The organism is Brevibacterium sp. CBA3109 (assembly GCF_040256645.1).
Taxonomy (GTDB): Bacteria; Actinomycetota; Actinomycetes; order Actinomycetales; family Brevibacteriaceae; genus Brevibacterium; species Brevibacterium koreense.
Genome location: NZ_CP158281.1, coordinates 932,157 through 958,049, shown reverse-complemented (window position 1 = coordinate 958,049; position 25,893 = coordinate 932,157). Strand labels below are relative to the sequence as shown.

Below are 25,893 nucleotides of genomic sequence, written 5' to 3'. Positions count from 1 at the left end.
TCAGGCCTTCTTTCTGCGGCGCTTCTGGCTGGGGCGCGTCGGGGTGATTCCCGCCGCCAGGTCGTCCTCGCGTGCCGACATCGCGAATTCGACCAATCCGTCAATAAGGGAGGTGAGATTGGCTTCCTCTGCGAGGACGTCGACTCGCAGGCCGTGTTCGGCTGCGGTGTTCGCCGTGGCGGGTCCGATGCAGCAGATCACCGAGGTGGAAGCCGGTTTTCCGGCGATCCCGACGAGGTTGCGCACCGTAGAGGAGGAGGTGAAGAGGAAGGCGTCGAAGTCACCGGCTTTGATGGCTTCCCGGATGGGAGCCGGAGGCGGTGAGGCGCGCACCGTCCGGTAGGCCGTGACGTCGTCTGGGTCCCAGCCCTTCTCGAGGAGTCCTGCTACAAGCACCTCGGTGGCGATGTCGGCGCGCGGCAGCAGCACGGTGTTCATGGGGTCGATATCGTCGACGTAGTCCGGCCAGGCCGCGGCCAAGCCACGAGCCGAGTGTTCGCCGTCGGGGACGAGGTCGGGGGTGATGCCCCAATCGATGAGTGAGGCGGCGGTGCGGCCGCCGACGGCCGCAACCTTGACACCAGAGAGCGAGCGGGAGTCGAGACCGAAGTCCTCGAACCACATGCGCACCGCGCGAACAGCGTTCACCGAGGTGAAGCCCACCCATTCGTAGGACCCGTCGACGAGGCCCCGGATCGCCTTCTCCATCTGAGTCGGTGTGCGCGGGGGCTGGACAGCGATCGTCGGCACAACAGTGCCGACAGCACCCAGCTCCCCCAGCGCCTCGGCGGTGGAGGTGCCCTGTTCCTTCGTCCGTGGGACGAGTACCTGCCAGCCGAAGAGCGGCTTGGTCTCGAACCAGCTGAGTGCGCCTCGCGATTCCACGCCTTGTCCCATGATGACCACCATACGTTCTCCACCGGTCTGAGCCATCGTCAGGGCCTGTCCCAGTGTGGTCTCCACACTCGTCTGATCGGTTGTGGAGATGCCCCACCCCAGGAGCACCTTCGTATCCACGTCCCATCCGTCGTCGAGCAGAGCCCGGATCGCCTGTTCGTGGTCGGCTGAAGTGCCTGTGAGCACATGGGTCGTGTTGCGGTGTCTGGAGACATCGACGTGGGTCTGCGGACCGGCCTCGATGAACCGGACCGAGCGCACGCGGTTCGTCGTCAGCGCGGTGCCGGTGTATGCGGAGGTAGCCGCGGACAGTCCGACTCCAGGGACGATTTCAACGTCGACGTCGGCCTTGCGACACACGGCGGCTTCTGCTGTAGTCGTCGTGAATAGGATGCCGTCATCAGAGCTCAGACGCACCACAGTCTTATCAGGTCGTGCCAACTCAGCGAGCTTACGTCCCCGTGTGGAGGCGGTCGCACCGAGCTGAGCAGCCTCGATGATCTCCGTGGCCTGCGGCACGTAGGCGGTGACGATCTCCGAATGCACGTGGGTGTCGTAGACGACGATCTCGGCGTACGCGAGGATATCGGCGCCTCGAATCGTCATCAGACCCGATTCACCGGGCCCGCTGCCGACGAAGACGACGCGAGGTGAGACGGGCAGAAGACGACGGGGCTGAACCTGGCCGGTGGTCATACCTGCTCCTGGACTTTGACAGGGGTGAGGTGATCCGCGGACTTCGCGGGATCGATGCCGAGGCGTCCCAGCAGGTCTTCGGCCGCTGCGGTGCCGAGTTCGTCAGCGAGCCGAGCCAGCTCCTTGCCGGTGATCGACAGTTGGTTCGCACTGCTCGAGTCCAGATCCACGTCCGGAGTCATGGGCAGTGGGGCGCTCTGGCGAGTGCGGGCGAGGTTCCCGTCGTCATCGGCCATGACCGCGTCGACGACGAAGTCCGAACCCTGGATCGTGGCGAGTGCTCCGATGGGGGCTGAACATCCGGCCTCTGCCCGGGAGAGGATCGCCCTCTCGCAGGTCACGGCCAGGTCAGTGGTCTCATCGTGGAGGCGCTTGAGTGCGTCGCGGACCTCAGCATCGGCTGCCATGACCTCGTTGTCGAGGGCGAAGGGGCTGTCTGCTCCCCGCGTCTCAATGGCCAGGGCTCCCTGCCCGGGGGCCGGGAGCATCGTGTCGAAGTCGAGGGAGTCGGTGGCCTCGGCCAAGCGACCGATGCGACGGACTCCGGCCGCGGCCAGCACGACGGCGTCGAGTCGTCCGTCACGGACGTGGGCGATACGGGTGTCGACGTTTCCGCGCACTCCGCGGACCTCGATGTCGGGCCGGGCGGCGCGCAGCTGCACGGCGCGGCGCGGAGAACCGGTGCCGATTACGCTGCCCGCAGGCAGATCCGCGAAGCTCAGGCCATCACGGCCGATGAGGACATCGGCAGGATCGACCCGGGGCGGGATGGCAGCCATCTGAATGCCCGCCTCGGGGGTAGTGGGCAGATCCTTGAGCGAGTGCACTGCGATGTCGATCTTTCCCTGGTGCAGGGCCTGCCGGACGGCGGAGACGAAGACGCCTGTGCCGCCGAAACCGGTCAGGGGCGACATGTTGACGTCGCCTTCGGTCACGACCTCGACGATCTCCACGCGCCAGCCGGTCAGTGCCGCCAGCTGGTGGGCGATCGCTGTGGACTGGGAGCGTGCGAGCTTCGAGCGGCGGGTGCCCAGGCGGATCGTGCGACCGGAGAAGTGCTCGGGTTCGACGATGTCGAGGGTGTGGTCGGCTACTGGCCGCACACCGTCCGCCTCAACGTAGTTGGCACTCGAAGCAGTGGCGACCTTGGTCTCTGGCTTCGCAATCGAATGGGCGACCTTGTTCGTCGGCAGGTCGAAGAGCTGCATGAGCGCCTGTGCGTAGTCGACGTCAGATTCGGTGACGGCCAGTTCCTTGACCTTGACCGTCGGCGTGTGGATCAGCTTCTCCGCCACCCGGTGCAGGGATTTGCGGATCTCGGCGAAGGCCTTGTCACCGACATCGGCACCGATCTTCTTCTCCAGCCGACTCGTCTCCGCATCGAGCACGTCCTCGGCGTGGCTGCGCAGTGCCGTGACTGTGGGTGCGACAGCTCGTTCCTTGGCGCCGGATTCGAGCTTGGTCAGCTCCTCGGCGATGATTGCGCGCACTGCCTCGACGGTTTCGACGACCGCGGCGTCGCGCTGGTTCGCGGAACTGGTGAGCAGGGTGCGGATCTCGCCGAGACCGAAGAGCGCAACATGTTCGAACTCGCGCACCGTGGGGTCGATGTCGTGCGGCAGGGCGAGGTCGACGAAGGCCTTGTTCGCTGCGCCCTTGGGATTCTGGGACAGACCGGCCTGGATGTCTTCGCGGGTGACGACGACTCCTCGGGCACCGGTGCAGGAGATGATGAGGTCGGCGTCGGCGATTTCCTCGGCGAGGATCCGCGAGGTCAGTTCGCGGGCACGGCCGCCCACCTCGGCGACGAGACGCTCTGCTGTGTCCACGGTCCGATTGAGCACCGTGGTCCGCGCCACGCCCTCCTTGTGCAGGCCTGAGACGACGAGGCCTGACATGGCTCCAGCACCGATGACCAGTGCATTCGCGGCGCGCAGGGAACCGATGTGTGCCTGGGCGGCTTCAAGTGCTGCGCTGAACAGTGAGCGGGCGACCTCGTCGAGACCGGTCTCCGAATGCGCTCTTTTGCCCACCCGCAGGCTCTGCTGCAGTGCGTGGGAGAGACCGGAGGTCAGTGCCCCGGCCGAGAGTGAGTCGGTGAATGTCGAGCGCAGCTGTCCCAAGATCTGGGCCTCGCCGATCGCCATCGAGTCGAGACCGCAGGAGACCTTGAGCAGGTGTTCCTGGGCCTGAGTGTCGTAGTGGGCGTAGAAGTGCCCGGCGATGTCCTGCCATTCCTTGTCGATCGAGGACACGAGGGCATTGCCGAGGTCGGAGAGGCCGCCGTGGAAGGCGGTGACATCGGCGATGAGCTCCAGGCGGTTGCACGTCGAGAGAACCGCGAGTCCCTCCACATTGTCGCCGGCCAAAGCGTCGGCGCGCAGTGATCCGACCTCACCGGAGCCGAATGCCAGAGCGTCCAACATGTCGATCGGGGCCGAATGATGGGATATGCCGAGAACCAAGAGAGTCAATTCCTGTGCTCCTCAAAACCTGGATTGAGCGGTGCCGAATCAAGCGCCGAATAGTATGCGAGTACTTGCAGCTCACTGGCCAGATCGACCTGATGCACGCGGATAGAATCCGGGGCGTCGAGCACGGTGGGTGCGAAGTTCAGAATGCCGCGTACGCCTGCCTCGGCGGCGATGTGTGCCGCCGCCGGTGCCGCGGACGCGGGTACTGCCATGACGACGAGGTCGATGTCCTCGGGCCAGGTGGCAAGTTCGGTGAGGTCGGAGACCGGCAGAGTGCCGATCACGGTTCCGATCTTGGCCTCATCGGTGTCGAAGATTGCGGTGAGTGAGAGTCCGCGGCGTTTGAATCCTGCGTAGTCGGCCAGGGCCGAACCCAGGCGGCCGGCGCCGATGATGGCAACGCTGCGCGCCCGGTCGAGACCGAGGAATGTGCGCAGAGTCGAGGCGAGGTCCTCACAGGAGTAGCCGACTCCGCGACGACCCGAGCGTCCCAGTTGAGACAGGTCCTTGCGCAGGATCGACGACGACACGCCGCTGCGGGCCGCCAACGCCTCCGAGGAGATCGTTGCCTGGCCCGTTGCGGCGATCGTCTCAACCGTCTGCAGGTAGATCGGGAGTCGGGAGATGACGCGTTCGGGCACGTCCTTGCGAACGACACCCTCAATGCTGTTGGCGGACAGTATCTCGCCCACGAAAACGCGTCACTCCTTCAATCGATCTCATGCGCCCAAAGCCTCTAGGGCTCTCGACAGCCGGTCCGAATCGACCCGATGGAAGCTGTGCTGCCGACCGTTGAGCAGCACGACTGGGACGTCCCAGCCGTACTGTCCGGCAAGATCATCATCGCTGTCGATGTCGATCTCACTCACGCTGACGTCTCTGCCGGCCACAGCCTCGGCGATGGCATCCCTGGCGGTTTCGCACAGGTGGCAGTCGGCGCGTGTCAGGAAGGTCAATGTGACCACTGCAGACTCCTCATCGGGCGACAACAAACCCCGCCGAATTCAGATTCGAGCGGGGGCGTAGGACCGTATTCGGTCTTACTTCTTGTTGCGACGCTGGTGACGTGTCTTGCGAAGCTGCTTACGGTGCTTCTTCTTGGACATACGCTTGCGGCGCTTCTTGATGACTGAGCCCACGCGGGTACCCCTTGTGATCGTCGGTGGAGGTGAACATCTGGTGCCCACCCTTTGAACTAACCGTGCAATTCTATCGCTTGGGCCTCTGCTTTCCCAAAACTGTGTCCGGATCCACAGCGTCGATCGCACGATCCGATGGATTGGCGGTCGAACGATCCCCGAGGACGCGGGCTTCAGTCGAAGCAGGTGGTGAATTTCAGTCGAAGTAGGCGTCGAGGCCGAAGAACGGGAACAGGTTCTTCCGGGTGCCCATTACGGCGCGGTCGAGTTCGGATTCGGGGTCGTAGCCGTTCGACCAGCGGGTGAATGATCCGTCGAATCCGTCGGTCATCGACATGGGCGCTTCCCGCCCGGTCTTCGTCTGCGCATAGTTTGCCCAGCGGCCCGGAATGCGAGCACCTGGATCGATGTCGAGCCCTGCGGAGATCGCGAGCACGTTGGTCCAGGCGCGGGGCACCACGTCGATGATCGCATAGCCTCCTCCCCCGGTCGCCAGCCATTTTCCGTCCGAGTATTCGGCGGCCAGGTCGCGGACCCATTCTGTGGCCACCCGCATCGCATCAACGCTGAGCCGCATGTGCGTCAGAGGGTCGTTGCGGTGTCCGTCGCAACCGTGCTGGGAGACGATGACCTGCGGCTCGAATCCGCCGATGATCGCGGGGATCGTGGCATCGAAGGCCCGCAGCCAGTCCGCATCGAGCGTGCGCGGAGGCAGCGCGATGTTCGCCGCCGAGGCGGCCGCGCGCAGTCCGCCGATGTCGGCGGGGTAGCCGGAGCCGGGAAACAGGAACTTCCCCGATTCGTGCATAGAGATCGTCAGCACTCGGGAATCGTCCCAGAAGAACTTCTCCACACCATCGCCGTGGTGGGCGTCAAGGTCGATGTAGGCGATGCGTTCGTATCCCGCGCCCAGAAATTCGGTGATGGCTCCGGCGATGTCGTTGTAGACGCAGAAGCCGCTCGCGTGATCGGGCATCGCATGGTGCATTCCGCCGGTGAAGTTCACGGCGTGAGAGTAGTCGCCGGAGATGATGGCCCGCGCCGAGTCGACCGATCCCTGGAACAGCATCGCCGAGGCGGCATGCATGTTTTCGAAGCCGGGAACGTCTTCGGTGCCGATGCCGTACTTCTTCGCTTCTTCGTCGCTGAGTCCGCCTCCGTCGCCGACCTTCTTCACCGCTGCGATGAAGTCCGCGGTGTGGAGGTTGCCGAGTGTGCTCTCTTCGATCTCATTGACACCCCGGACGTGGACGTTGTCGGCATCGAAGAGGCCGAAGTCCATGGCCAGCTTCGCGGTCAGATCGAGTCTCAGGGGATGCATGGGGTGGCTGGGACCGAAGTTGTACCCGGTCACCGCATCGTCCCAGACGACGTACACATCGCTATCGACCATGGGGACCATGGTATATGGCACAGCTCACCTACGAAGATTCTGGGGTCTCACGATCTACCATGGAGCTTGTGTCCAAGAATTCCACGCCGCGCTTCGACCTGATCCTGCGACCAGGTCGGTGGGCGCGCGACTTCGTCGACGAACTCGCCGTCGCTTCGCCTGCCCGCCTGGCGATCGGATCCTTCATCGCGGTGGTGGCATTCTTCGCGATCCTGCTGATGCTGCCTGCGAGCATGCGCGACCCCGGTTCGGTCCCGCAGACGCAACACATCGCGAATGCCGTCTTCGTGGCTGTCTCTGCCGTCTGTGTGACCGGGCTGACCCCGGTGGTGACGGAGACCTACTGGTCCGATTTCGGGATCTCGGTCATCACCGCCGGTATCCAGGTGGGCGGCCTGGGCATCCTCACTCTCGCCTCGGTGCTGGGCATGGCGGTCTCACGCCGACTGGGGGTCCGGCAGCGCCTCATCGCCCAGCAGGCCACCTCGGCGCTCAATTTGGGGCAGGTGGGCACGCTGCTGAAGGCCGTTGTGATCACGATCGTCACAGCCGAATCGATTCTGGCGGTGCTGTTCTTCCCGCGATTCCTGATGCGGGGCGAGACCATCGGCGACGCCGTCTGGTATTCGGTCTTCTACTCGATCTCATCGTTCAACAACGCAGGCTTCACGATTCACCCCGGCGGAGGCGCCTACTTCGCCTCCGATCCGTGGATCCTCTCCCTGATCATGATCGGCGTCTTCGTCGGCGCCCTCGGATTCCCTGTCGTCCTCATGGTGGCGATCAACTGGAACCATCCGAAGAAGTGGGATCTGCACACAAAGCTGACGCTGACGACGACGACCGCAATCCTTGCCATCGGCCTCCTGTTCCTCCTCATCTTCGAGTCCGCCAACCCTGCCACCCTCGGTGACAAGAACGCGGGTCATACCTTCGTTGAGATCCTGTTCATGGCGGTGATGCCGCGCTCGGGCGGGTTCTCAACGATGGAGATCGCGGATATGAGCCAGTCCTCGCATCTGCTCATGGATCTTATGATGTTCATCGGGGGAGGTTCCTCGTCAACGGCCGGCGGCATCAAAGTCACGACGGTGGCGGTGCTGATTCTCGCTGCCTTCGCCGAAGCGCGCGGCCTGCAGGACGTGCACGTCTTCGGCCGGCGCCTGACCTCGTCGACGATCAAGCTCTCGATCTCGGTTCTGCTCACGGGTGCGATCATCGTCTTCATCGGCACTCTGGCGATGCTCCAGATCAGCGCCGAGCCGCTGGACAGGGTCCTGTTCGAGGTGATCTCCGCATTCGGCACCGTCGGGTTGAGTTCCGGGGTCTCTGCCACCGTCAATGAGGCGGGTCTGTACTGCCTGTCCGTGATCATGCTCATCGGTAGGCTCGGTACGATTACACTGGCGGCAGCCCTGTCCATGCGAGACACTGCACGCCTGTACCGTTACCCCGAAGAAAGGCCGGTCGTTGGCTAACGAACACACCTCAATCCTGGTCATCGGTCTCGGACGCTTCGGATCGTCGACCGCCGCCACCCTGGCCAAACTGGGCCGTGAGGTCATGGCGATCGAGCACAGTGCCGAACTTGTCAAGGACTGGAGTGGAAAGCTCACCCACGTCGTCGAGGCCGATGCCACGAACATCGATGCGCTGCGCCAGGTAGGTGCCGGTGACTTCTCCACGGCTGTGGTCGGCATCGGCACGTCGATCGAGGACAGCGTGCTGACGACGGCCAACCTCGTCGATCTGGGTGTGGGGCAGGTGTGGGCGAAGGCCATCTCCCCCTCACACGGAAAAATCCTCCACCGCATCGGCGCCCACCATGTGCTCTACCCCGAATCGGATGCCGGCCGGCGAGTGGCGCATCTGGTGAGCTCACGGATGATGGAGTACATCGAATTCGACGAAGGTCACTTCGCGGTGGTGAAGATGCGGCCCCCGCGTGAGATCCAGGGCTTCACTCTCAGTGAGTCGGGTGTCCGCGACAGGTACGGGGTCACGATCGTGGGCATCAAGAGTCCCGGCCGCGACTTCACCTACGCCGAGCCCACGACCCGTGTGGGCAAGCAGGACCTGCTCATCGTCGCCGGCCACGTAGAGCTGCTGGGCCGCTTCGCCGGCCGACCATAGGCCGAAGGCCCAGCGGAGGCCCGCCGGGCGCGGGCGCGGCTGCGCGGGCCGGGCCGGTTGGGCAAGCGGGGAGCTGATTTTCGACGACAATGCCGCAGGAAAGAACGCGCATAGGGCAATGTGACCGCACAAACGTGTACGAGAGCGGGCGACGGGAATCGAACCCGCGTCATCGGCTTGGGAAGCCGAGGCTCTACCATTAAGCTACGCCCGCAATTCGCCGCCGGAACCTGGTCTCACCAGCGCAGATAACTTGCTGTGGCGAGAGTGTACCCCGAGCGACTCCTCCAGTGTATATCCTCGGCGCGGAGTCCCTGCAGGGTGGTCCAAGTGCTGGGTGGTCCAAGTGCTGGGTGGTCCAGCCCCTGCAGGGGAACACTGCGGCAACGACTGAGGGGGCGGCCGCAGCCACCCCCTCAGCTGAAATTCCCTCACTCTCAGTGTTCGACAGCCTCCTCGGCGCCGAAACCGGTGTGGGCGCGCACGTCCATCTCAGCTGCCAGCTCCGGGCTCTCGACGGTCTTGTCGGTGATCGACGCAATCCAGCCGAGGATGAAGCCCAGCGGGATCGAGATGATGCCGGGATTCGACAGCGGGAAGATCGCGAAGTCGGCTCCCGCGATCATCGCGGTCTCGGAACCGGAGACGACCGGGGAGAACGCGATCAGCAGAATCGCCGAGCCGAGACCGCCGTAGATCGACCAGACCGCACCACGAGTCGTGAAGCGCTTCCAGAACAGCGAGTAGATGATCGTCGGCAGGTTCGCACTGGCCGCGACGGCGAAGGCGAGCGCCACCAGGAATGCGATGTTCTGGCCTTGGACTCCGATGCCGCCGATGATCGCCACGGCACCGATGACGATGACCGTGCGACGCGCGATTTTGACCTCGGCGTCGGGGTCGTCGACCTTGCCCTTCTTGATGACACTCGCGTAGATGTCGTGGGCGAACGAAGCGGCCGCCGTGATCGCGAGGCCCGCGACGACGGCGAGAATCGTCGCGAATGCCACGGCAGAGATGAAGCCCATGAGAACGGGCCCGCCGAGGTGGAGTGCCAGCAGCGGTGCCGCCGAATTCACTCCCCCGGGTGCGTTCTCGATCGCCTCAGCACCGACGAGAGCTGACGCACCGTAACCGAGGACGAGGGTGAACAGATAGAAGAGACCGATGAGCCAGATCGCCCAGACGACAGAGCGACGGGCTTCCTTCGCCGAAGGCACCGTGTAGAAGCGCATGAGAACGTGTGGCAGACCAGCCGTGCCGAGCACCAGAGCCAGCGCCAGGGAGATGAAGTCGAGAGGATTCTCTCCGTACTTCTGACCGGGGGCCAGGATCTCCTCACCCACGCCTGAATTCTCGACCGCGGAGGCCAGGAGGGTCGAAAGATTGAATCCGTTGAGTGCGAGCACCCAGATCGTCATTGCGAACGCGCCCGCTATGAGCAGGACCGCCTTGACGATCTGCACCCAGGTGGTTCCCTTCATGCCTCCGACGAGCACGTAGATGATCATGAGCGCACCGACCACGGCGACGACCAGCGACTGCCCGACCTTGCTGTCGATGCCCATGAGCAGCGACACGAGTCCGCCTGCTCCTGCCATCTGTGCCAGGAGATAGAAGAAGCAGACAGCCAGGGTCGACAGGGCTGCAGCCATCCGCACGGGGCGCTGCTTGAGGCGGAACGAGAGCACATCGGCCATCGTGAACTTGCCCGTGTTGCGCATCAGCTCGGCAACGATGAGCAGGGCGACGAGCCATGCGACGAGGAAGCCGATCGAGTACAGGAAACCGTCGTAGCCATTGACTGCGATGGCCCCGCAGATACCGAGGAACGAAGCCGCGGACAGATAGTCACCCGAGATCGCAAAACCGTTCTGCGGTCCGGTGAAGGACCGCCCACCCGCGTAATAGTCGGATGCCGACTTGTTGTTCTTACTGGCCCGCAGGACGATGAACATCGTCACCGCGACGAAGGCGGCGAAGATCGTGATGTTGAGAACCGGGTTGTTCTCCACCTCAGTCACGCCTTGGGACACTTTGTCGAGGCCGGAGGCGAACAGGTCTTCTATGGCAATGGCGCTCATGGCGTGGTTCCTTCCGACTGCTGCTGGAGGCGTTCACGGATCGCCGATGCCGGCGGATCGAGCTTCTTGTTCGCGAACGAGACGTAGAACATCGTGATTGCGAAGGTCGTCACGAACTGCAGGAGGCCGAGGACCAGGCCGAGATTGATCTCTCCGACGACCTTCGTGGACATGAAATCGTGCGCGTAGGTGCTCAGGATGACGTAGAGGAAGTACCACGCCATGAATCCGATCGACAGTGGTATCACCACCGAGAACCTCTTGCGCTTCAGTGCTTTGAATTCGGGATTCTCCTCTTCGACGAGGAAATCGACCCGAGTGCTGACGGGATCGGTCATTGCTTCTCCATTCGAAAGGTGCGTCGAACATCAGTGGTCTGAATCACACCGTCTCAAACTAACTCCCAGCTTGCGCTGGGGAATACCACCCAAAGTTGGTAGCTTGTTCACATGGATGTCCAAGCCAGAGAAGCTCGGGCGCTGAAGGCCGAGACGCGTCGGCTCTTCGCTGAAGCCGTTGATTCCCTGCATCGAAGCGGGACCGGTGATGTCGTCTTCGGCGGCATGGTCGAAGAAGGCGAGGTCTCTGTGCAAGCGGTGGCCGGAGGCGGCCAAGATCGCCTGTCCTCGCTTATCGTCAGCACCGGACGCGGCCTCGGTGGACGTGCCCTCACCGAAGGCACCCCACAGCTGACCAAAGACTACGGGCTCGATCCCTTCATCACCCATCACTACGACGAGCAGATCCTCGGAGAGGGGATCCAGGTTCTCATCGCTGTGCCGACCCTGCGCGGCGGTGACGTCACAGGGATGATCTACTGCGGTCACCGCAAGAACTACAATGCGGCGGCCCCGCAGACCAGCGACCTGGTCAAACGTGTCAGGCAGCTGTCAGTGGATCTGGGTCGGCTCGGTCAGCCCCGACCGACCGAGGAACCGGTCGACCCTGAGCATCGGTACTCCGACCTCGAGTCTTCGAGCAGGGAAGCTCTGCGCCGCACCTACGCGGAACTGCGCTCAATCCGTTCAGGCGTCGATGAGAACGAGATGCGCCAGCGGCTGACCGTCGTGGAGAATCGCCTGGCCGATATCCTCTCCGGCCACAATTCGGATCTGTTTCCGAACCCGTCGCCTGCTGTCAGCCTCTCCCCCAGGGAAACCGACATTCTCTCGCACGTGGCACTGGGATGGTCGAATGCCCGGATCGCCGCGGGGCTGGGGCTTCGGGAGTCAACCGTGAAGTCCTACCTGAACACGGCCATGGTCAAGCTCTCGGCCAGCACCCGGCATGAGGCGGTGTCCATCGCGAGGTCGGCCGGGGGCCTCCCCTGAACCAAGCTGTCGAGCTGGCCGGTTTCTCAACCGTTGATGACCTTGGAGTTCTCTTTCTCCATTTCGAGGGAACGGTTGCCTGCAGCCTGCACAGCCGCCTCGGCGGTGTCGAAGAGCCCCGCATCGATGAAGGTCTGCAGTCCGGCGAGCGTGGTGCCGCCCTTGCTGCTGACGGCCTGACGCTGTGCGCTCGGGTCCGGCTTCTCACTGAGGAGCCGACCGGCTCCGTCCGCTGTGGCCACGACCATCTGCTTGGCCGTCTCCTCGCTGAGCCCCATCTTCACGCCAGCGGCGATCATCGTTTCGGCGAGGAGGAAGAAGTAGGCCACTCCTGAACCGGAGATCCCGGTCATGGCGGGGATCTCGGTTTCATCAAGGGCCACGACGAGACCGGCTCCAGACAGCAGCGTCCGCAGTGTGTCCACTGTGGTCTCGTCCACCTCGGCGGAGGGTGCAAGAGCGATCACACCGTGCCCGATGGAGCTGGGGGTATTGGGCATGATCCGCACGATCTTGTTCTTCGGTGCCAGTGTGGCCAGGTCGGCCATGGCGACACCGGCAGCCATCGAGACGAGCACGCTGTTCGCGCTCAGGCTCGGGGCGAGGTCGGCCACTGTGTCGGCCATCATCCACGGCTTGACGCCGAGGAAGACGAAGTCCGCTCCAGCGGCGGCCTTGCTGTTGGCCTCGGCATCGTCCTCCAGCGAGGTGATGGTCGCACTCGGGAGCTCCGCAGCGAGTCGCTTCGCCGAGGTGGCCGAATTGGTCGTCGCGCGAACGTCGAGCTTCTCGTCGGCGCTCATGATTCCCTTGATCAGTGCCGTGCCCATGTTTCCGGTGCCGATGGAGGCGATGGAGGTCAAATCAGACCTGCCTTTCTGTGGTGGTTCAGTTGGTGTGAGTTCCGTGTTCATTTGTTCGACGGTTTCTCGCTCGCACCCGTTTCGCTGGTCCGCACATGGCTCGAGGCGTTGCGGTGGCGGTGGCGGTGGCGGTCATCGGCCTCAAGCCCGAGATGGGTGCGAGCGAAGGCGAGGGAGTCGGCGAGCATCTGCTCCCGGGTGGGCTTCTTCGTCACGAAGCGGGTGTTGACTTCGACGACGACGTCGCCGGACCAGTTGTGTTTGGCCAGAAGCTGCAGAGTCTCGGCCACGGGCATGGTGCCGGCACCGGGGATCAGGTGTTCGTCCTTGAGCGATCCGGAGCCGTCGGTGAGATGGACGTGGCGGAGTTTGTCGAAGATCTCCGACACGGTCTCGACGGCGTTCATTCCAGCCGTCGAAGCGTGGGAGAAGTCGAAGGTCAGGGCATCGTAGTCCTCATCAAGGGGGTTCCAGTCGGGATAGTAGACGAGGATCTCGCGCACGCCTGCACGCCAGGGATACATGTTCTCCACGGCCAGGGTGACTCCGGTCTCCTGCGACACCTGGCGCACACCGTCGACGAAGCCCAGCGCGTATTCTCCCTGCCACCGAAATGGCGGGTGCAGGACCACAGTTTTGGCACCGACCGCCTTCGCGAGGTTCGCGGTGATGCGCAGCTTCTCCCAGTGGTCCTTGTGCAGCACGCGGGGCAGGAAGAGCAGAGTCGGCGCGTGCAGGGACATGACCTCGAGTCCCGTCTCCGCAGCCAGGCCGTTGATGAGGTCGACGTCGCGGGTCTCGGCATTGTGGGTGACCATGATCTCGACACCGTCGTAGCCGTGTTTGGCAGCTTGGGAGAAGGTCTCGGCCACGGTCATCGGGGACACCGAGGAGCTGGAGAGTCCGACCCGGATCCGGTGCTCCGAACTGTGCTGGGTCTCGTGGTCATAGACCTCGTGGCTGTCGAAGTACTCCCTGTGGCGTCGGAAATTGGACCGCGCGGAATTCTTCGCGGTGTACACCTTGCGTGCTGACTTCGACCGTTTCGCCCTGCTCATCTCACCCAGTTTAGTCCTCGAAGTTTCCGTATTCCCTCAGAAAGCATAAGCCCTGAAGTGGCTGAGTTGGATCGATGGCTGATTTTCGAGTCCACTGGGACAGAGCCGATGATGCCTCCCGCATCGCCGAAGTCCACATCGCCGTGTGGGAGGCTGCCCATCGCGGCATCATGGCCGACGAGATCCTCGGCCTTCTCGACCGACTCCCCGACGCCTCGGGACTGGGGCAGCTGGCAGCGATCAATCTCCACCCGGATGCGCTCCGGCGCCGCACGGAGATCACTCACGTCTTCGACGGAGTGTCCCCGGCGGCGCCGGAGTGCATGTTCACGATCGGCCTCAACAGAGGCAAGCCCCCACTGAGGCCGACCTCGGCGAGGTTGAACCTCGGTCGGAAATCAGTCGGAGAGGGCCTCGACGTCCTCGTCGACCCAGTTCTTCGACCTTTCGACAGCCTTGTTCCACAGACGGTAGGCGCGAGCGACCTTGTCCTCGTCCATCGAAGGCAGCCAACGCTTGTCCTCGCGCCAGTTCGCCTTGACGTCTTCCTCACCGTTCCAGAACTTCACGGCGATGCCGGCAGCGTAGGCCGCACCCAGCGCCGTGGTCTCGACGACCTCGGGGCGGATGACTGGCACGCCGAGGAGGTCGGCCTGGAACTGCATGAGCGTCTCATTGGCAACCATGCCGCCGTCGACCTTGAGCTCAGTGAGTTCGACGCCCGAGTCGAGGTTCATCGCATCGAGGACCTCACGAGACTGGAACGCCACGGACTCGAGCGCCGCACGCGCGATGTGGTTCTTGTTGACGTAGCGGGTCAGTCCCACCATCACGCCACGTGCATCCGACTCCCAGTGCGGGGCGAAGAGACCCGAGAAGGCGGGCACGATATAGCAGCCGCCGTTGTCATCGACATTCTTCGCCAGCTTCTCGACCTCGGGGGCCTCGGAGATGATTCCGAAATTGTCACGAAGCCACTGCACGAGAGAACCTGTGACCGCGACCGAGCCTTCGAGGGCGTAGACCGCGTCAGCGTCGCCGATCTTGTAGGCCACGGTCGTTAGCAGGCCATTCTTGCTGGCCACCGGTTCGGTTCCCGTGTTGATGAGCATGAAGTTGCCGGTGCCGTAAGTGTTCTTGGCCTGACCCTTCTCGAAGCAGGCCTGGCCGAAGGTCGCTGCCTGCTGGTCACCGACGATGCCGCAGATCGGGGTGTCGATGATGAGGCCGTTCTTCGCACCATAGCCGTAGACCTCGGAGCAGGACCTGATCTCTGGGAGCATCGAGAGGGGAATGCCCATCTCGCCGGCGATCTCCTCGTTCCAGTCGAGGCTCTTGATGTTCATGAGCATCGTCCGTGAGGCGTTCGTGACGTCGGTGACGTGGATGCCGCCGTTGACGCCGCCCGTGAGGTTCCAGAGAACCCAGGTATCCATGGTGCCGAAGAGCAGTTCACCGGCCTCAGCCGACTCCTTGACGCCGTCGACGTTGTCGAAGATCCATTTGGCCTTCGGCCCGGCGAAGTAGGTCGCCAGGGGCAGGCCGACGCGCTCCTTGTACTTATCGGGTCCATCGTCTCCGGCGAGTTCGTCGCAGATCTTCTGAGTTCTGGTGTCCTGCCAGACGATCGCATTGTAGACGGGCTTTCCGGTGTTCTTGTTCCAGATGACCGTGGTCTCACGTTGGTTCGTGATGCCCACACCCTCGAGCTGGTGGCGGTTGATGTCGGCCCGGGTCAGGGCCTGACCGACCGCCTCATTCGTGTTCCTGATGATCTCCATCGGGTCGTGTTCGACCCAGCCGGCGCGGGGGAAGATCTGTTCGTGCTCGAGCTGGCCCGAGGACACGATCTGCCCGTCGTGGTTGAAGACGATGGCCCGCGACGAGGTAGTGCCCTGGTCGATGGCGAGGATGAACTTTTCCTGACTCATTCTGACTCCTATGTCGAGGTGATGCTGTGGATTGCTGGTGACTCAGACGAGGGTCTGATGGACTCAGACGAAGGCCTGGGAGGCCAGCCCGGCGATGACGCCGCCGACGAGTGGGCCTGCGATCGGCACCCACGAATAGGCCCAGTCGGATCCGCCCTTGTTGCGGATCGGCAGCAGGGCATGGACGATGCGGGGTCCGAGGTCACGGGCCGGGTTGATCGCGTAACCGGTGGGCCCGCCCAGCGATGCACCGATGACGAGGACGAGAAGGCCGACCGCCAAAGGTCCGAGCCCGTGCGGGGTTCCTCCGAAGAGGAGGATGACGAACACGAGGACGAACGTGGCGATGACCTCGGTGAGGAAGTTCCAGCCGTAGCTGCGGATCTCGGGTCCGGTCGAGAAGGTGGCGAGAATATTACCGGCTTCCTTCTCTTCGTCGTAGTGCTTCTTGTACACGGCCCAGGCGAGAACCGCACCGATCATCGCACCGATCATCTCGGCCGCGAGGTAGGCGATGGTGTTGCCGAAGTTCACGGCGATGCCGGGCGCGTACTCTTCGGCCCCGCTGGCGAAGATGCCGAAGGTCACTGCCGGGTTGAGGTGCGCTCCGGTCTTGAAGGCGACGAAGACACCGGCGAAGACTGCCAGACCCCAGCCGAACGAGATGAGGAGCCAGCCTCCCCCGTTGCCCTTCGTCTTACCCAGAACCACATTGGCGACGACGCCGACGCCCAGCAGCATGAGCATCGCCGTGCCGGCGATCTCATAGAGGAAAATAGTACCCATATCTCACAAACTCCTATTGTTTGTCTGTCCTTTTTGCAGGTATTACGACTTCTGGGACTCTGCGAGGAGTGCCGCAGCCGAGGCATCGTCGTGGGTCGATTCCGCAGCGATCTGTGCGTCGACGTGGGCGTTGAAGTCTGCGATTTCGCTCGCTTCCCGCTCCTCGTCCCACCCGAGGATGGGTGCGACGATGGCGGCGACCGCCTCGGCGGCGCTCTTGCCTCGATCTTTGACCTCATAGTTGAGCCGCATCCGGCGTTCGAGAATATCGCCGAGGTGGACGGCACCTTCCGATGTCGCCGCGTAGTGGGCCTCGACGCGCAGGTAGCGCTGCGCGCCGGGCAACGGCCGGCCGAGTTCGGGATGCTCGTCGACGAGGTCGAGGATGTCCTCGACCAGGGTGCCGTAGCGACGGATGAGACGCTTCACACGGTCCTCGTCCCACCCGTACTTCTCGGCGATGCCTGCCTGACCGCGTCTCACGGCACCAACGCCTTGGGCGCCGAGCAGCGGAATCGATTCGGTCAGCGAGCGACGGTCCTTCGCATCGTGACCGAGGGCGAAGTCGACAGCGTCTTCGGCCATCACCCGATAGGTCGTGTACTTTCCACCGGCGATCGCAGACAGGCCGGGTTCGACCTCCATCACCGTGTGCTCGCGTGAGACCTTCGTCGAAGCCTGTCCCTCCTTGGCTACCGGCTGGAGCAGCGGTCGCAGACCCGAGTAGACGCCGATGACATCATCGCGGGTCAACTTCTCCGCCAGAATCGCGTTCGCATGTTTGAGCAGATACTCGATGTCATCGGAGTTCGCCACCGGTGAGTCGACGTCCTGATCCCACGGGGTGTCGGTGGTGCCGATGACCCAGTAGCCATCCCACGGGATGACGAAGAGCACGGACTTCTCCGTCTTCGAGATGATGCCTGTGTCCGGATCGGCCTTGATCTTGTCTTGGTCGACGGTGATATGCACGCCTTTTGAGGCGAGCACCTTGAGGCCGGCATCGGCCTGGGCCAGGTCCTGCTGCTCCTCGGTCCAGACTCCCCCGGCGAGGATCGTGCGGCGGGCGTGGATGTCGAACTCGCGGCCGGTCATCTCATCTCGGGCACGGACGCCGGAGACCCTGTCGCCGTCGTGAAGGTAGTCGATGACGGACACGTGGTTGGCTGCGGCTGCGCCGTAGCCAACTGCCGAACGGATCAGCGTCATGACGAAGCGGGCGTCGTCGACCTTCGCATCGTAGTATTCGAGGGCACCGACGGCAGCGTCATCTGCCAGGCCGGGGAAGTGAGCGCTCAGGGCCTTCTTGCTCAGGTGCCGGTGCATCGGCACGGCTCGTTTTCGGCCGGGCCGAGTAGCCATGGTGTCGTAGAGCAGAACGCCGGAGCCGATGAACGCACGGTCGATGAGGCGATGCTCGAAGGGGAACACGAAGGCGACGGGCTCAACCAGGTGCGGAGCCGTGTGCTGGAGAAGGAGATCGCGCTCCTTCAGAGCTTCGGCCACGAGTTTGAAGTCGAGCATCTCGAGGTAGCGCAGTCCCCCGTGCATGAGCTTCGAGGACCGCGACGAGGTGCCCGAGGCCCAGTCCTGAGCATCGACGACCCCGACCTTCAGTCCGCGAGTGGCCGCATCGAACGCCGAGCCGGCTCCCGTGACCCCTCCACCCACGACGAAGACGTCCAGGGGGTTGTCAGGGGTGGTGTTCTCTAGTGTGTGCAGGGCCTCATCGCGGAACGATGGGGACAGCTCGCCATTTCTCATTGACAGTTCAATTCCTTCTTCGAGCGTGTGAGTTCCCACCATTATTGCGCCCCGAACTTAACATCTGTTCGATGCGCGGCAGTTAGGGAAAATCTAGCAGGCAATGCGCCGAAGGGAAAGACAAGGGCCAGAAGCCAAAGGGCTCAGACCAGTTCCACCCGCATCGCCGAGGAGGTCTCCGCGGAATCGAGCAGGTCGAGTTTGCGCATGATGATGCCTTCGCGCAGTGCCCATGGGGAGATGCTCATGACGTTGACGTCGAAGATGGCGAAGGCAGCGTCGGCGACGATGGCGCCGGCAAGGACCTGACCGGCCCGAGCCTGGGAGACCCCGGGCAGCGTCGCACGCTCTTCGGGAGTTCGGGAGGCCAGGGTCTCGATGATCCCGGCGAGGTCGCGGCGGAAGAGTTTGCGTGGGGCGTAGATGCCGTCCCCGCTCGGAGCGGCACCAGCGATGCGGGCCAGGGAACGGAACGTCTTCGATGAACCCACCACCTGGTCGGCGGCGCCCACTCGGTTGATCTTGCCCGCGATGCGACCGATCTGGGATCTGGCGTACTTCTGCAGACTGTGAATATCCTCGGCACTGGGCAGAGCGTCGGGGAGGAAATCGGAATAGGTGCGGCCCGCGCCCAGTGGCACGGACACGGCCGCCTCCGGGTATTCGTCCTGCCCAGCCGCGATTTCGAGGGAGCCGCCCCCGATGTCGAGCAGCAGGATCTTCCCTGCCGACCAACCGAACCAGCGCCTGACCGCGAGGAACGTCACCCGCGCTTCGTCCTTGCCCGACATCACATTGAGAGTCACACCGAGCTGAGCATTGATGGCATCGATGAGCTCGGCACCGTTCGGTGCATCCCTGACCGCCGAGGTGGCGAACGCCAGGATCTGCTCCGATCCTTGGTCTTCGGCGATCTCCACCGCCTCGGCGATGAAGTTGTGCAGTCGTTCCTGACCCGCGGCATCGATCATCCCGTCATCACCGAGGTACTCGGCGAGGCGCAGGACCTCCTTGTGGGAGGTGGCAGGCAGAGGAGGAGCTCCGACATGAGCGTCGACCACGAGAAGGTGGACGCTGTTGGACCCGATATCGAGGACTGCTAGGCGCATTCGATCAGTCTAACCACAGTACGCAGGTTTCCCGGACGACAGTTGACGGTCTGAGAAGCAATTCCCAACCCGGTGCTCACTGCGCTGACCAATCCGTGGCGGCGAAGCCGAACTCGGGCGGGCGTTTGGCGAAGAAGGCTTCCTGTCCCGCTGCTATCTCCATGCGGTAGGCGTCATCGAGCCATCGCGGTGGGTTGAAGGCGGCCGTATCAAGGGCGTGCGCCTTCTCTGTCAGTTCGCCGGCGAGGACCGCCTTCGAACCGATCTGGGACAGCCGTGAGAGTCCCACGATCTTCTCCCCCATCGTCTGTGCCGTGGCCAGCGGAGTCTCGGAGACCTCGTGGAAGAAGCCGAGCTCGCGCATCGTCTCGTACTTCACGATCGATGCCGTGACCAGCAGATACCTGGCCCAGGAGTCACCGAGAACGGTGGCCAGGCGGCGTGTAGGACCGGGCGGATAGACGAGTCCGAGCTTTGCTGCGGTGACGCCGAAGATCGAGCCCGGGGCGCCGATGCGGATGTCGCAGGCGGCCGCTATCTCGGTCCCGCCGCCCACGCAGTTTCCTGTGATGGCCGCGATGGTCGTGGTGCGGGCATTCGCCACGGCCGCCTCGGCGGTGGAATTGAGCTCCCAGAAGTCGGCCAGGGCAACGTTGAGGTCCGCGATGTCGGATCCGGCGGAGAAGTGCCCGGCCGCGCCGGTGATCACCAACGCCCCGATCGAGTCATCGGCATCGATGCCGGCGATGATGTCCGGCAGCGCCCGCCACATGGGACGGGAGATCGCGTTGCGTTTTTCGGGCCGATCGATGACGAGGGTTCCGACTCCACCTGTGACTGTGAAGTCGAAACCCTCGAGATCGACCGGACGGTATGTGCCGTCAACGGTCATGTGCGTAGCCTTTCAGCTGTGGCGCTTCAGCCCCGGTTTTCGGGAACTTCGCGCTGGTCGTGACCGTCGTAGGCGCTCAGCGGACGGATCAGAGCGTTGGACGCCTGCTGTTCCATGATGTGAGCAGTCCAGCCGGTGATGCGGGCCATGACGAAGATCGGGGTGAACTGATCGGTGTCGAAGCCCATCAGGTGGTACGCCGGACCTGAGGGGTAGTCGAGGTTCGGGTAGATGCCCTTGCGTCCGACGAAGTCGGATTCGAAGGCGTTGTAGAGATCGAGCAGATCGGTTGCGCCCTTGGCCGCGACCATGTTCTCGAAGGCCTTGCGCATGGTCGGCACGCGCGAGTCGCCGTTTTTGTAGACACGGTGTCCGAAGCCCATGATCTTGGCCTTGTTGGCCAGCGCATCGTCGATCCAGGCCGATGCCTTGTCGGCGCTGCCGACCTCTTCGAGCATCGCCATGACGGCCTCATTGGCACCGCCGTGCAGGGGGCCTTTGAGGGCGCCGATACCACCGGCGACTGCCGAGTAGAGGTCAGACGTCGTCGAGGTGATGACGCGGGCGGTGAACGTCGAGGCGTTGAACGAGTGCTCTGCGTAGAGGATCATCGAGATGTCGAAGCAGCGCACGACCTCCTCGGTGGGAACCTCGTCGAAGACCATCTTGAAGAAGTTCGCGGCGTAGTCGAGGTCCTTCGTCGGCGCAACCGGGTCGAGTCCGTGGCGGCGACGGTGGTCGATGGCCACGATCGTCGGCAGCTGCGCGTAGAGGCGCTCGGCCTTGGCCAGGTTGGCCGCTTCACCTTCGACGTCTGCTTCAGGATCGACGGCGCCGAGGTAGGACACGGCCGTCTGCACCACGTGCATCGGGTGGCAGTCCTTGGGCAGGTCGAGGATGAGCTGGACGAGCTTATCGTCGATGGTCCGCTGTGAGCGTTCGCGGGCCTTGAACTCCTCGAGCTGAGTCTTCGTCGGCAGTTCACCGTTCCAGATCAGGTAGGAGACTTCCTCGGAGCTGCACTTGGCAGCGAGTTCCTGCACGGGGTACCCGCGATAGGTGAGCGAGTTAGTTTCCTGGACTACCTTCGAAACGGCCGTGGTATCGACGACGACGCCGGCAAGGCCCTTCTTGATTTCTTCGGTCACTGGTGACCCTCCTGTGAAAAGTTGAATACGGCCGCATCAAAATCGTTGTACGCAGCGTAGTCGATCGTGTCGTACAGGTCCGCACGGGTCTGCATTCCCTCGAGCAGGTCCACCTGAGTGCCCTGGTCGCGAATGGTCTGCAGGCCCGATTTGATCGCACCCATGGCGAGACGCAGAGTTGTGACCGGATAGATCACGACTTTGACTCCGACGTTCGCCAACTGCTCGGTCGTGAACAGTTCGCTCTTTCCGAATTCTGTCATGTTCGCCAGAATCGGCACATCCACGCTGTTGGCGAACTTTTCGAATTCGCTCAAGTCCCGCATGGCTTCGGGGAAGATCAGGTCCGCCCCGGCGTCGGCGTAGGCCTTCGCGCGGTCGATCGCCGCATCAAGACCTTCGCCTGCGCGGGAGTCGGTGCGGGCGCTGATGACGAAGTTCTCGTCCCGGCGGCCCTTGACTGCGGCGGCGATGCGCTTGGACATCTCAGCCGCGGTGACAACCTCTTTGCCGTCGAGGTGGCCGCAGCGCTTCGGGTTCACCTGATCCTCCAGGTGCATTCCCGAGATTCCGGCATCTTCGAATTCCTGGATGGTGCGGGCCACGTTCATGGCCTCGCCCCAGCCGGTGTCAGCATCGATGAAGGTCGGCAGGTTCGTCACCCGGGCGATGTTGCGCCCATGATCGGCCACCTCGGTGAGCGTGGTGAGCCCGATATCGGGCAGGCCCATGGCTGCAGAGAAGGCACCGCCGGAGATGTAGACGCCCTCGAAGCCGGTCTGCTCGATGATCTGAGCGTTGATCGGGTTGATGGCACCGGGGAACTGAACGATCTGGTCACCGGCAAGAAGCTCACGGAACTTCGCGCGGCGTTCGGCCGGCGTTGCGGTTGCCCCCAACATCAGAAGATGCCCTTCGACCCGGTGTGCTCGAGTCCGTCGACGGTGAAGCTGAGTTCGGCAACACCCTTGGCATCGAGATTCTCGAGGTTCTCGGCCAGGTCGATGAAGCGAGTCTGCTCGGCACCGGAGAGAATGCCCTCGGACAGAGTCTTGAACTTCTCGATGTAGTTCGCGCGAGCGAAGGGGCGTGCGCCGAATGGATGGGCGTCGGCCACGGCGATCTCGTCGACAAGGGTCGAGCCGTCGTCGAATTCGATCTCCACGCGGCCGCCGAAGGCCTTCTCATTGGGATCGGTGGAGTGGTAGCGGCGAGTCCATTCCTTGTCTTCGGTGGTCTCGATCTTGTGCCACAGCTCAACGGTCTCCGGGCGTCCGGCACGCTCAGGAGCATAGGAGTGTTCGTGGTGCCAGCCCTGGTCCTCCATGGCCACTGCGAAGATGTACATGATCGAATGGTCGAGGGTTTCGCGGCTGGCCTTGGGATCCATCTTCTGCGGGTCGTTCGCGCCGGTGCCGATGACATTGTGCGTGTGGTGCGAGGTGTGGATGACGATGCGCTTGATCTTGCTCAGATCCTCGATCTCGCCACCGAGCTTGCGGGCGAGGTCGATGAGCGCCTGCGCCTGGTACTCCGCCGAGTGCTCCTTGGTGTAGGTGTCGAGGATCGCGCGCTTGGCCTCGCCTGCACCGGGCAGTCCGATGGTGTAGCGAGCCTCAGGGCCCGACAGGATCCAGGCGATGAAGCCGTCTTCACCTTCGTAGATCGGGTTGGGTGCACCCTCGCCGCGCATGGCACGGTCGACGGACTCGACGGCCATCTTGCCGGCGAACGCGGGGGCGTGCGCCTTCCACGACGAGATCTCGCCCTTGCGGGACTGACGGGTCGCGGTGGTCACGTGCAGGGCCTGCTGGATCGCCTGGAAGGTGATTTCCGTATCCAGCCCGAGCATGGCGCCGATGCCGGCGGCCGCGGATGGGCCGAGGTGGGCGACGTGGTCGATCTTGTGCTCGTGCAGGCACATTCCCTTGACCAGGTCGACCTGGATCTCATAGCCGGTGGCGATGCCGTTGATGAGGTCCTTGCCGCTGATGCCCTTGTGCTGGGCAACGGCGAGGACCGGCGGGATGTTGTCGCCGGGGTGTGAGTATTCGGCGGCGAGGAAAGTGTCATGGAAGTCGAGTTCACGAACGGCGACTCCGTTGGCCCAGGCGGCCCATTCCGGAGAGAAGCGCTCTCCCAGGGGCAGACCGAAGACGGTTGCACCCGGTGAGTACGGGTGAGTCTGAGCCTGCTCACGAGCGTGCAGCGGGGCCGAGCGGCGCACCGAGGCTGCGGCCACCGCGGCATTGTCGATGACGCGGTTGATCACCATTTCGGTGACCTCCGAGTCCACCGGAGTCGGGTCTGAGGCGACCTCGGCGATCTTCCAGGCGAGCTGGTCTTCGCGAGCCAGGTTCTCTGAACTCTTGTGCGTGCGGACTTCATGATCGATCATGGTTAACCCCTTCAAACGTCCTTGACCGTTCAGGTCTTCCAGTGGCTGACACAACTGTAGGCTACGTCACGTCACTGTCACGGTCTGGCCAGAATTTTATCTCGACATCAAGATACTTTACCCGACCACACCGAGTTCCCACCACCCGGGGCCCATCCAGCGGGCCACTCGAGCGCGCCGGTGAACTGTGCCACAATTGAGTCATGACGCGCACTGCTCTGGACTTCGACGAAAACTGGTTCGATGATGCCGAGTTCGCTCAGCTGAGACGGCGACTGCCCATTCCCTATGTCAATGCAATCCCCGTGCGCGTGGGCGAATCGGGAAACGTCGAGCGGATCGGCCTCCTGCTGCGCAGCCTGGACGACGGGACGCTGGGTCGAGAGGTCGTCGGCGGGCGGATCCGCTTCCATGAGAGCATCCGCTCAGCGCTGATGCGTCACGCGGAGAATGACCTCGGACCGATGGCGCTGCCGGTCATTCCGCCTGCGATCGCACCGTTCCACATCGCCGAGTACTTCCCCACCGAAGGCTCGTCTCTGCTCCATGACCCGCGCCAGCATGCGATCTCTATGTGCTTCATCCTCGAGGTCCGTGGAGAATGCACTCCCCGCGCCGATGCACTGAGCCTCGATTGGCTGACACCGGAGGAGACGCTGCGCGCCGATATCGTCAACGAGCTGTGCCACGGTCAGGAGCACATCCTCAGATATGCACTGGCCCACATGGGCTTCGCGATCTGAAGGTTCTTCTACGCTCCGTAGAATTGCTTTGGTATACTGAGTTGCACGGGGACGGTTCTCATGATCGGGGCCATCGTCCTCATCTGGGTATAGCTGGCCCCATCAGGAGGCTTGCCATGACTGCCGAGAATCTCTCCACCGACCGCACGCCGACAGGACTCGGAGTCCTTGTCGGGTATGACGGGTCCGAGCCTGCCGCTCAAGCCCTCGAATACGGGGCTGCGGAGGCGATGCGCCGAAATACTGCCCTCACCGTCGTCACTACCTACATGGTCCCGGCGATGCTCTACCCGAACATCGCATCCATGCCGAAGATCGATGAGCAGGAGGCCGCACGTCGAGGGGTTGAGAAACGACTGGCCGAGGCAACCGGAGCTCTTCGAGATCATGCTGGTCCCGTCTCCTATCGCGCCGAACTCGGCGACGCCGCCGGCGTCTTGGCAGGCCTGAGCGCACATGCACTCACAGTGGTCGTCGGAGCCAGAGGACGTGGTGGTTTCGTCGGTCGGCTCCTCGGCTCGGTGTCCACCGCCCTGCCTTCGCACGCCCACTGCCCGACGATCGTGGTCCCCAGCCATCATTCGGAATCAACAGGGACCTCGGTTGTCGTCGCGGTCGACGGCTCGCAGGCTGCGCGCCTGGCGATGTTTGCCGCCGCCGAGATGGCCAACATACGGCAAGCACCGCTCGAGATCGTCTCTGTCCTCCCCACAGGCGACGAATGGCTCTACTGGTATCCCGAACTGGAGCTGAGTGCAGAGGTCTCAGGCCGCCGGCAGAAACAGCTTGAGTCGTCTCTGAAAAATGAGGTCGCCGCCGTAACTCAGCAATTCCCCGACCTGAAGACGAGCGGGTCGGTGCCGACCGGAGATCCGACCGAAGTTCTCGTCGGGATGACAAAGTCGGCGCAGCTGACCGTCCTTGGCACCCGTGGACGTGGAGCAGTGAAAAGTGCCCTGATGGGTTCCGTGTCGCGCGGAGTCCTCCATCAGGCGGAGGGGCCGGTCATGGTCATACCGAACTGATCACAGCTGTTCTGATCGAGAATCGATTC

General features: G+C 63.4%; 23 protein-coding genes and 1 tRNA gene. 5 read left to right on the top strand and 19 right to left on the bottom strand.

Annotation, left to right across the window (positions count from 1 at the left end):
* The 6 genes from AAFP32_RS04345 to AAFP32_RS04320 all read right to left on the bottom strand — a co-directional run bounded on the left by AAFP32_RS04345 (position 1) and on the right by AAFP32_RS04320 (position 6,608).
* Positions 1-1,593 (bottom strand): uroporphyrinogen-III synthase, encoded by a 1,593-nt coding sequence (locus tag AAFP32_RS04345; protein WP_350270789.1) that lies wholly within the window; start codon positions 1,591-1,593, stop codon positions 1-3.
* Positions 1,590-4,067: a glutamyl-tRNA reductase gene (gene hemA, locus AAFP32_RS04340; protein WP_350270788.1), complete on the bottom strand. Its 2,478-nt coding sequence runs from the start codon at positions 4,065-4,067 to the stop codon at positions 1,590-1,592. Before hemA ends, AAFP32_RS04345 begins: the two co-directional genes overlap by 4 nt.
* Positions 4,064-4,759 carry a redox-sensing transcriptional repressor Rex gene (locus AAFP32_RS04335; protein WP_350270787.1) on the bottom strand — a complete coding sequence of 232 codons (696 nt, stop codon included), beginning with the start codon at positions 4,757-4,759 and terminating at the stop codon, positions 4,064-4,066. Before AAFP32_RS04335 ends, hemA begins: the two co-directional genes overlap by 4 nt.
* Before the next feature lie 27 nt (positions 4,760-4,786).
* Positions 4,787-5,032 carry a glutaredoxin family protein gene (locus tag AAFP32_RS04330; protein WP_101644068.1) on the bottom strand — a complete coding sequence of 82 codons (246 nt, stop codon included), beginning with the start codon at positions 5,030-5,032 and terminating at the stop codon, positions 4,787-4,789.
* 75 nt (positions 5,033-5,107) lie between these two features.
* Positions 5,108-5,206, bottom strand: coding sequence for a 30S ribosomal protein bS22 (locus AAFP32_RS04325; RefSeq protein WP_009882927.1), 99 nt, complete (start codon positions 5,204-5,206; stop codon positions 5,108-5,110).
* Between the two features lie 196 nt (positions 5,207-5,402).
* Positions 5,403-6,608, bottom strand: a complete 1,206-nt coding sequence (locus tag AAFP32_RS04320) for an acetoin utilization protein AcuC (protein ID WP_350271451.1) — start codon at positions 6,606-6,608, stop codon at positions 5,403-5,405.
* 50 nt (positions 6,609-6,658) lie between these two features.
* Between AAFP32_RS04320 and AAFP32_RS04315 the strand changes: the two genes are divergently transcribed.
* Together AAFP32_RS04315 and AAFP32_RS04310 are read left to right on the top strand one after the other, a co-directional pair.
* Positions 6,659-8,077, top strand: a complete 1,419-nt coding sequence (locus AAFP32_RS04315; RefSeq protein ID WP_167389402.1) for a TrkH family potassium uptake protein — start codon at positions 6,659-6,661, stop codon at positions 8,075-8,077.
* Entirely contained in the window at positions 8,070-8,732 is a 663-nt protein-coding gene (locus AAFP32_RS04310; protein ID WP_101619480.1) for a potassium channel family protein, read from the top strand. Before AAFP32_RS04315 ends, AAFP32_RS04310 begins: the two co-directional genes overlap by 8 nt.
* Before the next feature lie 143 nt (positions 8,733-8,875).
* Here AAFP32_RS04310 and AAFP32_RS04305 read toward each other — a convergent pair.
* The 3 genes from AAFP32_RS04305 to AAFP32_RS04295 all read right to left on the bottom strand — a co-directional run bounded on the left by AAFP32_RS04305 (position 8,876) and on the right by AAFP32_RS04295 (position 11,154).
* Positions 8,876-8,946, bottom strand: a tRNA-Gly gene (locus tag AAFP32_RS04305).
* Between the two features lie 223 nt (positions 8,947-9,169).
* A complete protein-coding gene (locus AAFP32_RS04300; RefSeq protein ID WP_350270786.1) occupies positions 9,170-10,816 on the bottom strand; it encodes a cation acetate symporter in 1,647 nt (548 codons plus the stop codon).
* Positions 10,813-11,154 carry a DUF485 domain-containing protein gene (locus tag AAFP32_RS04295; RefSeq protein ID WP_350270785.1) on the bottom strand — a complete coding sequence of 114 codons (342 nt, stop codon included), beginning with the start codon at positions 11,152-11,154 and terminating at the stop codon, positions 10,813-10,815. The genes AAFP32_RS04300 and AAFP32_RS04295 overlap by 4 nt, the downstream gene beginning before the upstream one ends.
* Before the next feature lie 111 nt (positions 11,155-11,265).
* On the opposite strand from AAFP32_RS04295, the gene AAFP32_RS04290 reads away from it, so the two are divergent.
* On the top strand, positions 11,266-12,147 hold the full coding sequence (locus AAFP32_RS04290; protein ID WP_350270784.1) for a LuxR C-terminal-related transcriptional regulator: 882 nt from the start codon (positions 11,266-11,268) through the stop codon (positions 12,145-12,147).
* 26 nt (positions 12,148-12,173) lie between these two features.
* On the opposite strand, the gene proC is transcribed toward AAFP32_RS04290, so the two are convergent.
* From proC to AAFP32_RS04240, 10 genes are all read right to left on the bottom strand, one after another.
* Positions 12,174-13,010, bottom strand: coding sequence for a pyrroline-5-carboxylate reductase (gene proC / locus AAFP32_RS04285; protein ID WP_350270783.1), 837 nt, complete (start codon positions 13,008-13,010; stop codon positions 12,174-12,176).
* A 47-nt stretch (positions 13,011-13,057) separates the two neighbouring features.
* On the bottom strand, positions 13,058-14,068 hold the full coding sequence (locus tag AAFP32_RS04280; protein WP_350270782.1) for a sugar phosphate isomerase/epimerase: 1,011 nt from the start codon (positions 14,066-14,068) through the stop codon (positions 13,058-13,060).
* A gap of 398 nt (positions 14,069-14,466) precedes the next feature.
* Positions 14,467-15,999 (bottom strand): glycerol kinase GlpK, encoded by a 1,533-nt coding sequence (gene glpK / locus AAFP32_RS04275; RefSeq protein WP_101619475.1) that lies wholly within the window; start codon positions 15,997-15,999, stop codon positions 14,467-14,469.
* Between the two features lie 63 nt (positions 16,000-16,062).
* Positions 16,063-16,785, bottom strand: coding sequence for an MIP/aquaporin family protein (locus AAFP32_RS04270; RefSeq protein ID WP_350270781.1), 723 nt, complete (start codon positions 16,783-16,785; stop codon positions 16,063-16,065).
* Between the two features lie 42 nt (positions 16,786-16,827).
* Entirely contained in the window at positions 16,828-18,549 is a 1,722-nt protein-coding gene (locus tag AAFP32_RS04265) for a glycerol-3-phosphate dehydrogenase/oxidase (RefSeq protein WP_101619561.1), read from the bottom strand.
* A gap of 143 nt (positions 18,550-18,692) precedes the next feature.
* Entirely contained in the window at positions 18,693-19,658 is a 966-nt protein-coding gene (locus AAFP32_RS04260) for a Ppx/GppA phosphatase family protein (RefSeq protein ID WP_101644082.1), read from the bottom strand.
* A 76-nt stretch (positions 19,659-19,734) separates the two neighbouring features.
* Positions 19,735-20,550 (bottom strand): enoyl-CoA hydratase/isomerase family protein, encoded by an 816-nt coding sequence (locus tag AAFP32_RS04255; protein WP_350270780.1) that lies wholly within the window; start codon positions 20,548-20,550, stop codon positions 19,735-19,737.
* A 26-nt stretch (positions 20,551-20,576) separates the two neighbouring features.
* Positions 20,577-21,698: a bifunctional 2-methylcitrate synthase/citrate synthase gene (locus AAFP32_RS04250; protein ID WP_350270779.1), complete on the bottom strand. Its 1,122-nt coding sequence runs from the start codon at positions 21,696-21,698 to the stop codon at positions 20,577-20,579.
* Complete coding sequence (prpB, locus tag AAFP32_RS04245; RefSeq protein ID WP_350270778.1) at positions 21,695-22,600, bottom strand: methylisocitrate lyase; 906 nt, start codon at positions 22,598-22,600, stop codon at positions 21,695-21,697. Before prpB ends, AAFP32_RS04250 begins: the two co-directional genes overlap by 4 nt.
* Positions 22,600-24,096, bottom strand: coding sequence for an MmgE/PrpD family protein (locus tag AAFP32_RS04240; RefSeq protein WP_350270777.1), 1,497 nt, complete (start codon positions 24,094-24,096; stop codon positions 22,600-22,602). Before AAFP32_RS04240 ends, prpB begins: the two co-directional genes overlap by 1 nt.
* A 203-nt stretch (positions 24,097-24,299) precedes the next feature.
* Here AAFP32_RS04240 and AAFP32_RS04235 point away from each other — a divergent pair, with 203 nt between their 5' ends.
* Positions 24,300-24,839 (top strand): DUF4916 domain-containing protein, encoded by a 540-nt coding sequence (locus AAFP32_RS04235; protein ID WP_101619468.1) that lies wholly within the window; start codon positions 24,300-24,302, stop codon positions 24,837-24,839.
* 116 nt (positions 24,840-24,955) lie between these two features.
* A complete protein-coding gene (locus tag AAFP32_RS04230; protein ID WP_350270776.1) occupies positions 24,956-25,864 on the top strand; it encodes a universal stress protein in 909 nt (302 codons plus the stop codon).
* Positions 25,865-25,893 lie beyond the last annotated feature (29 nt).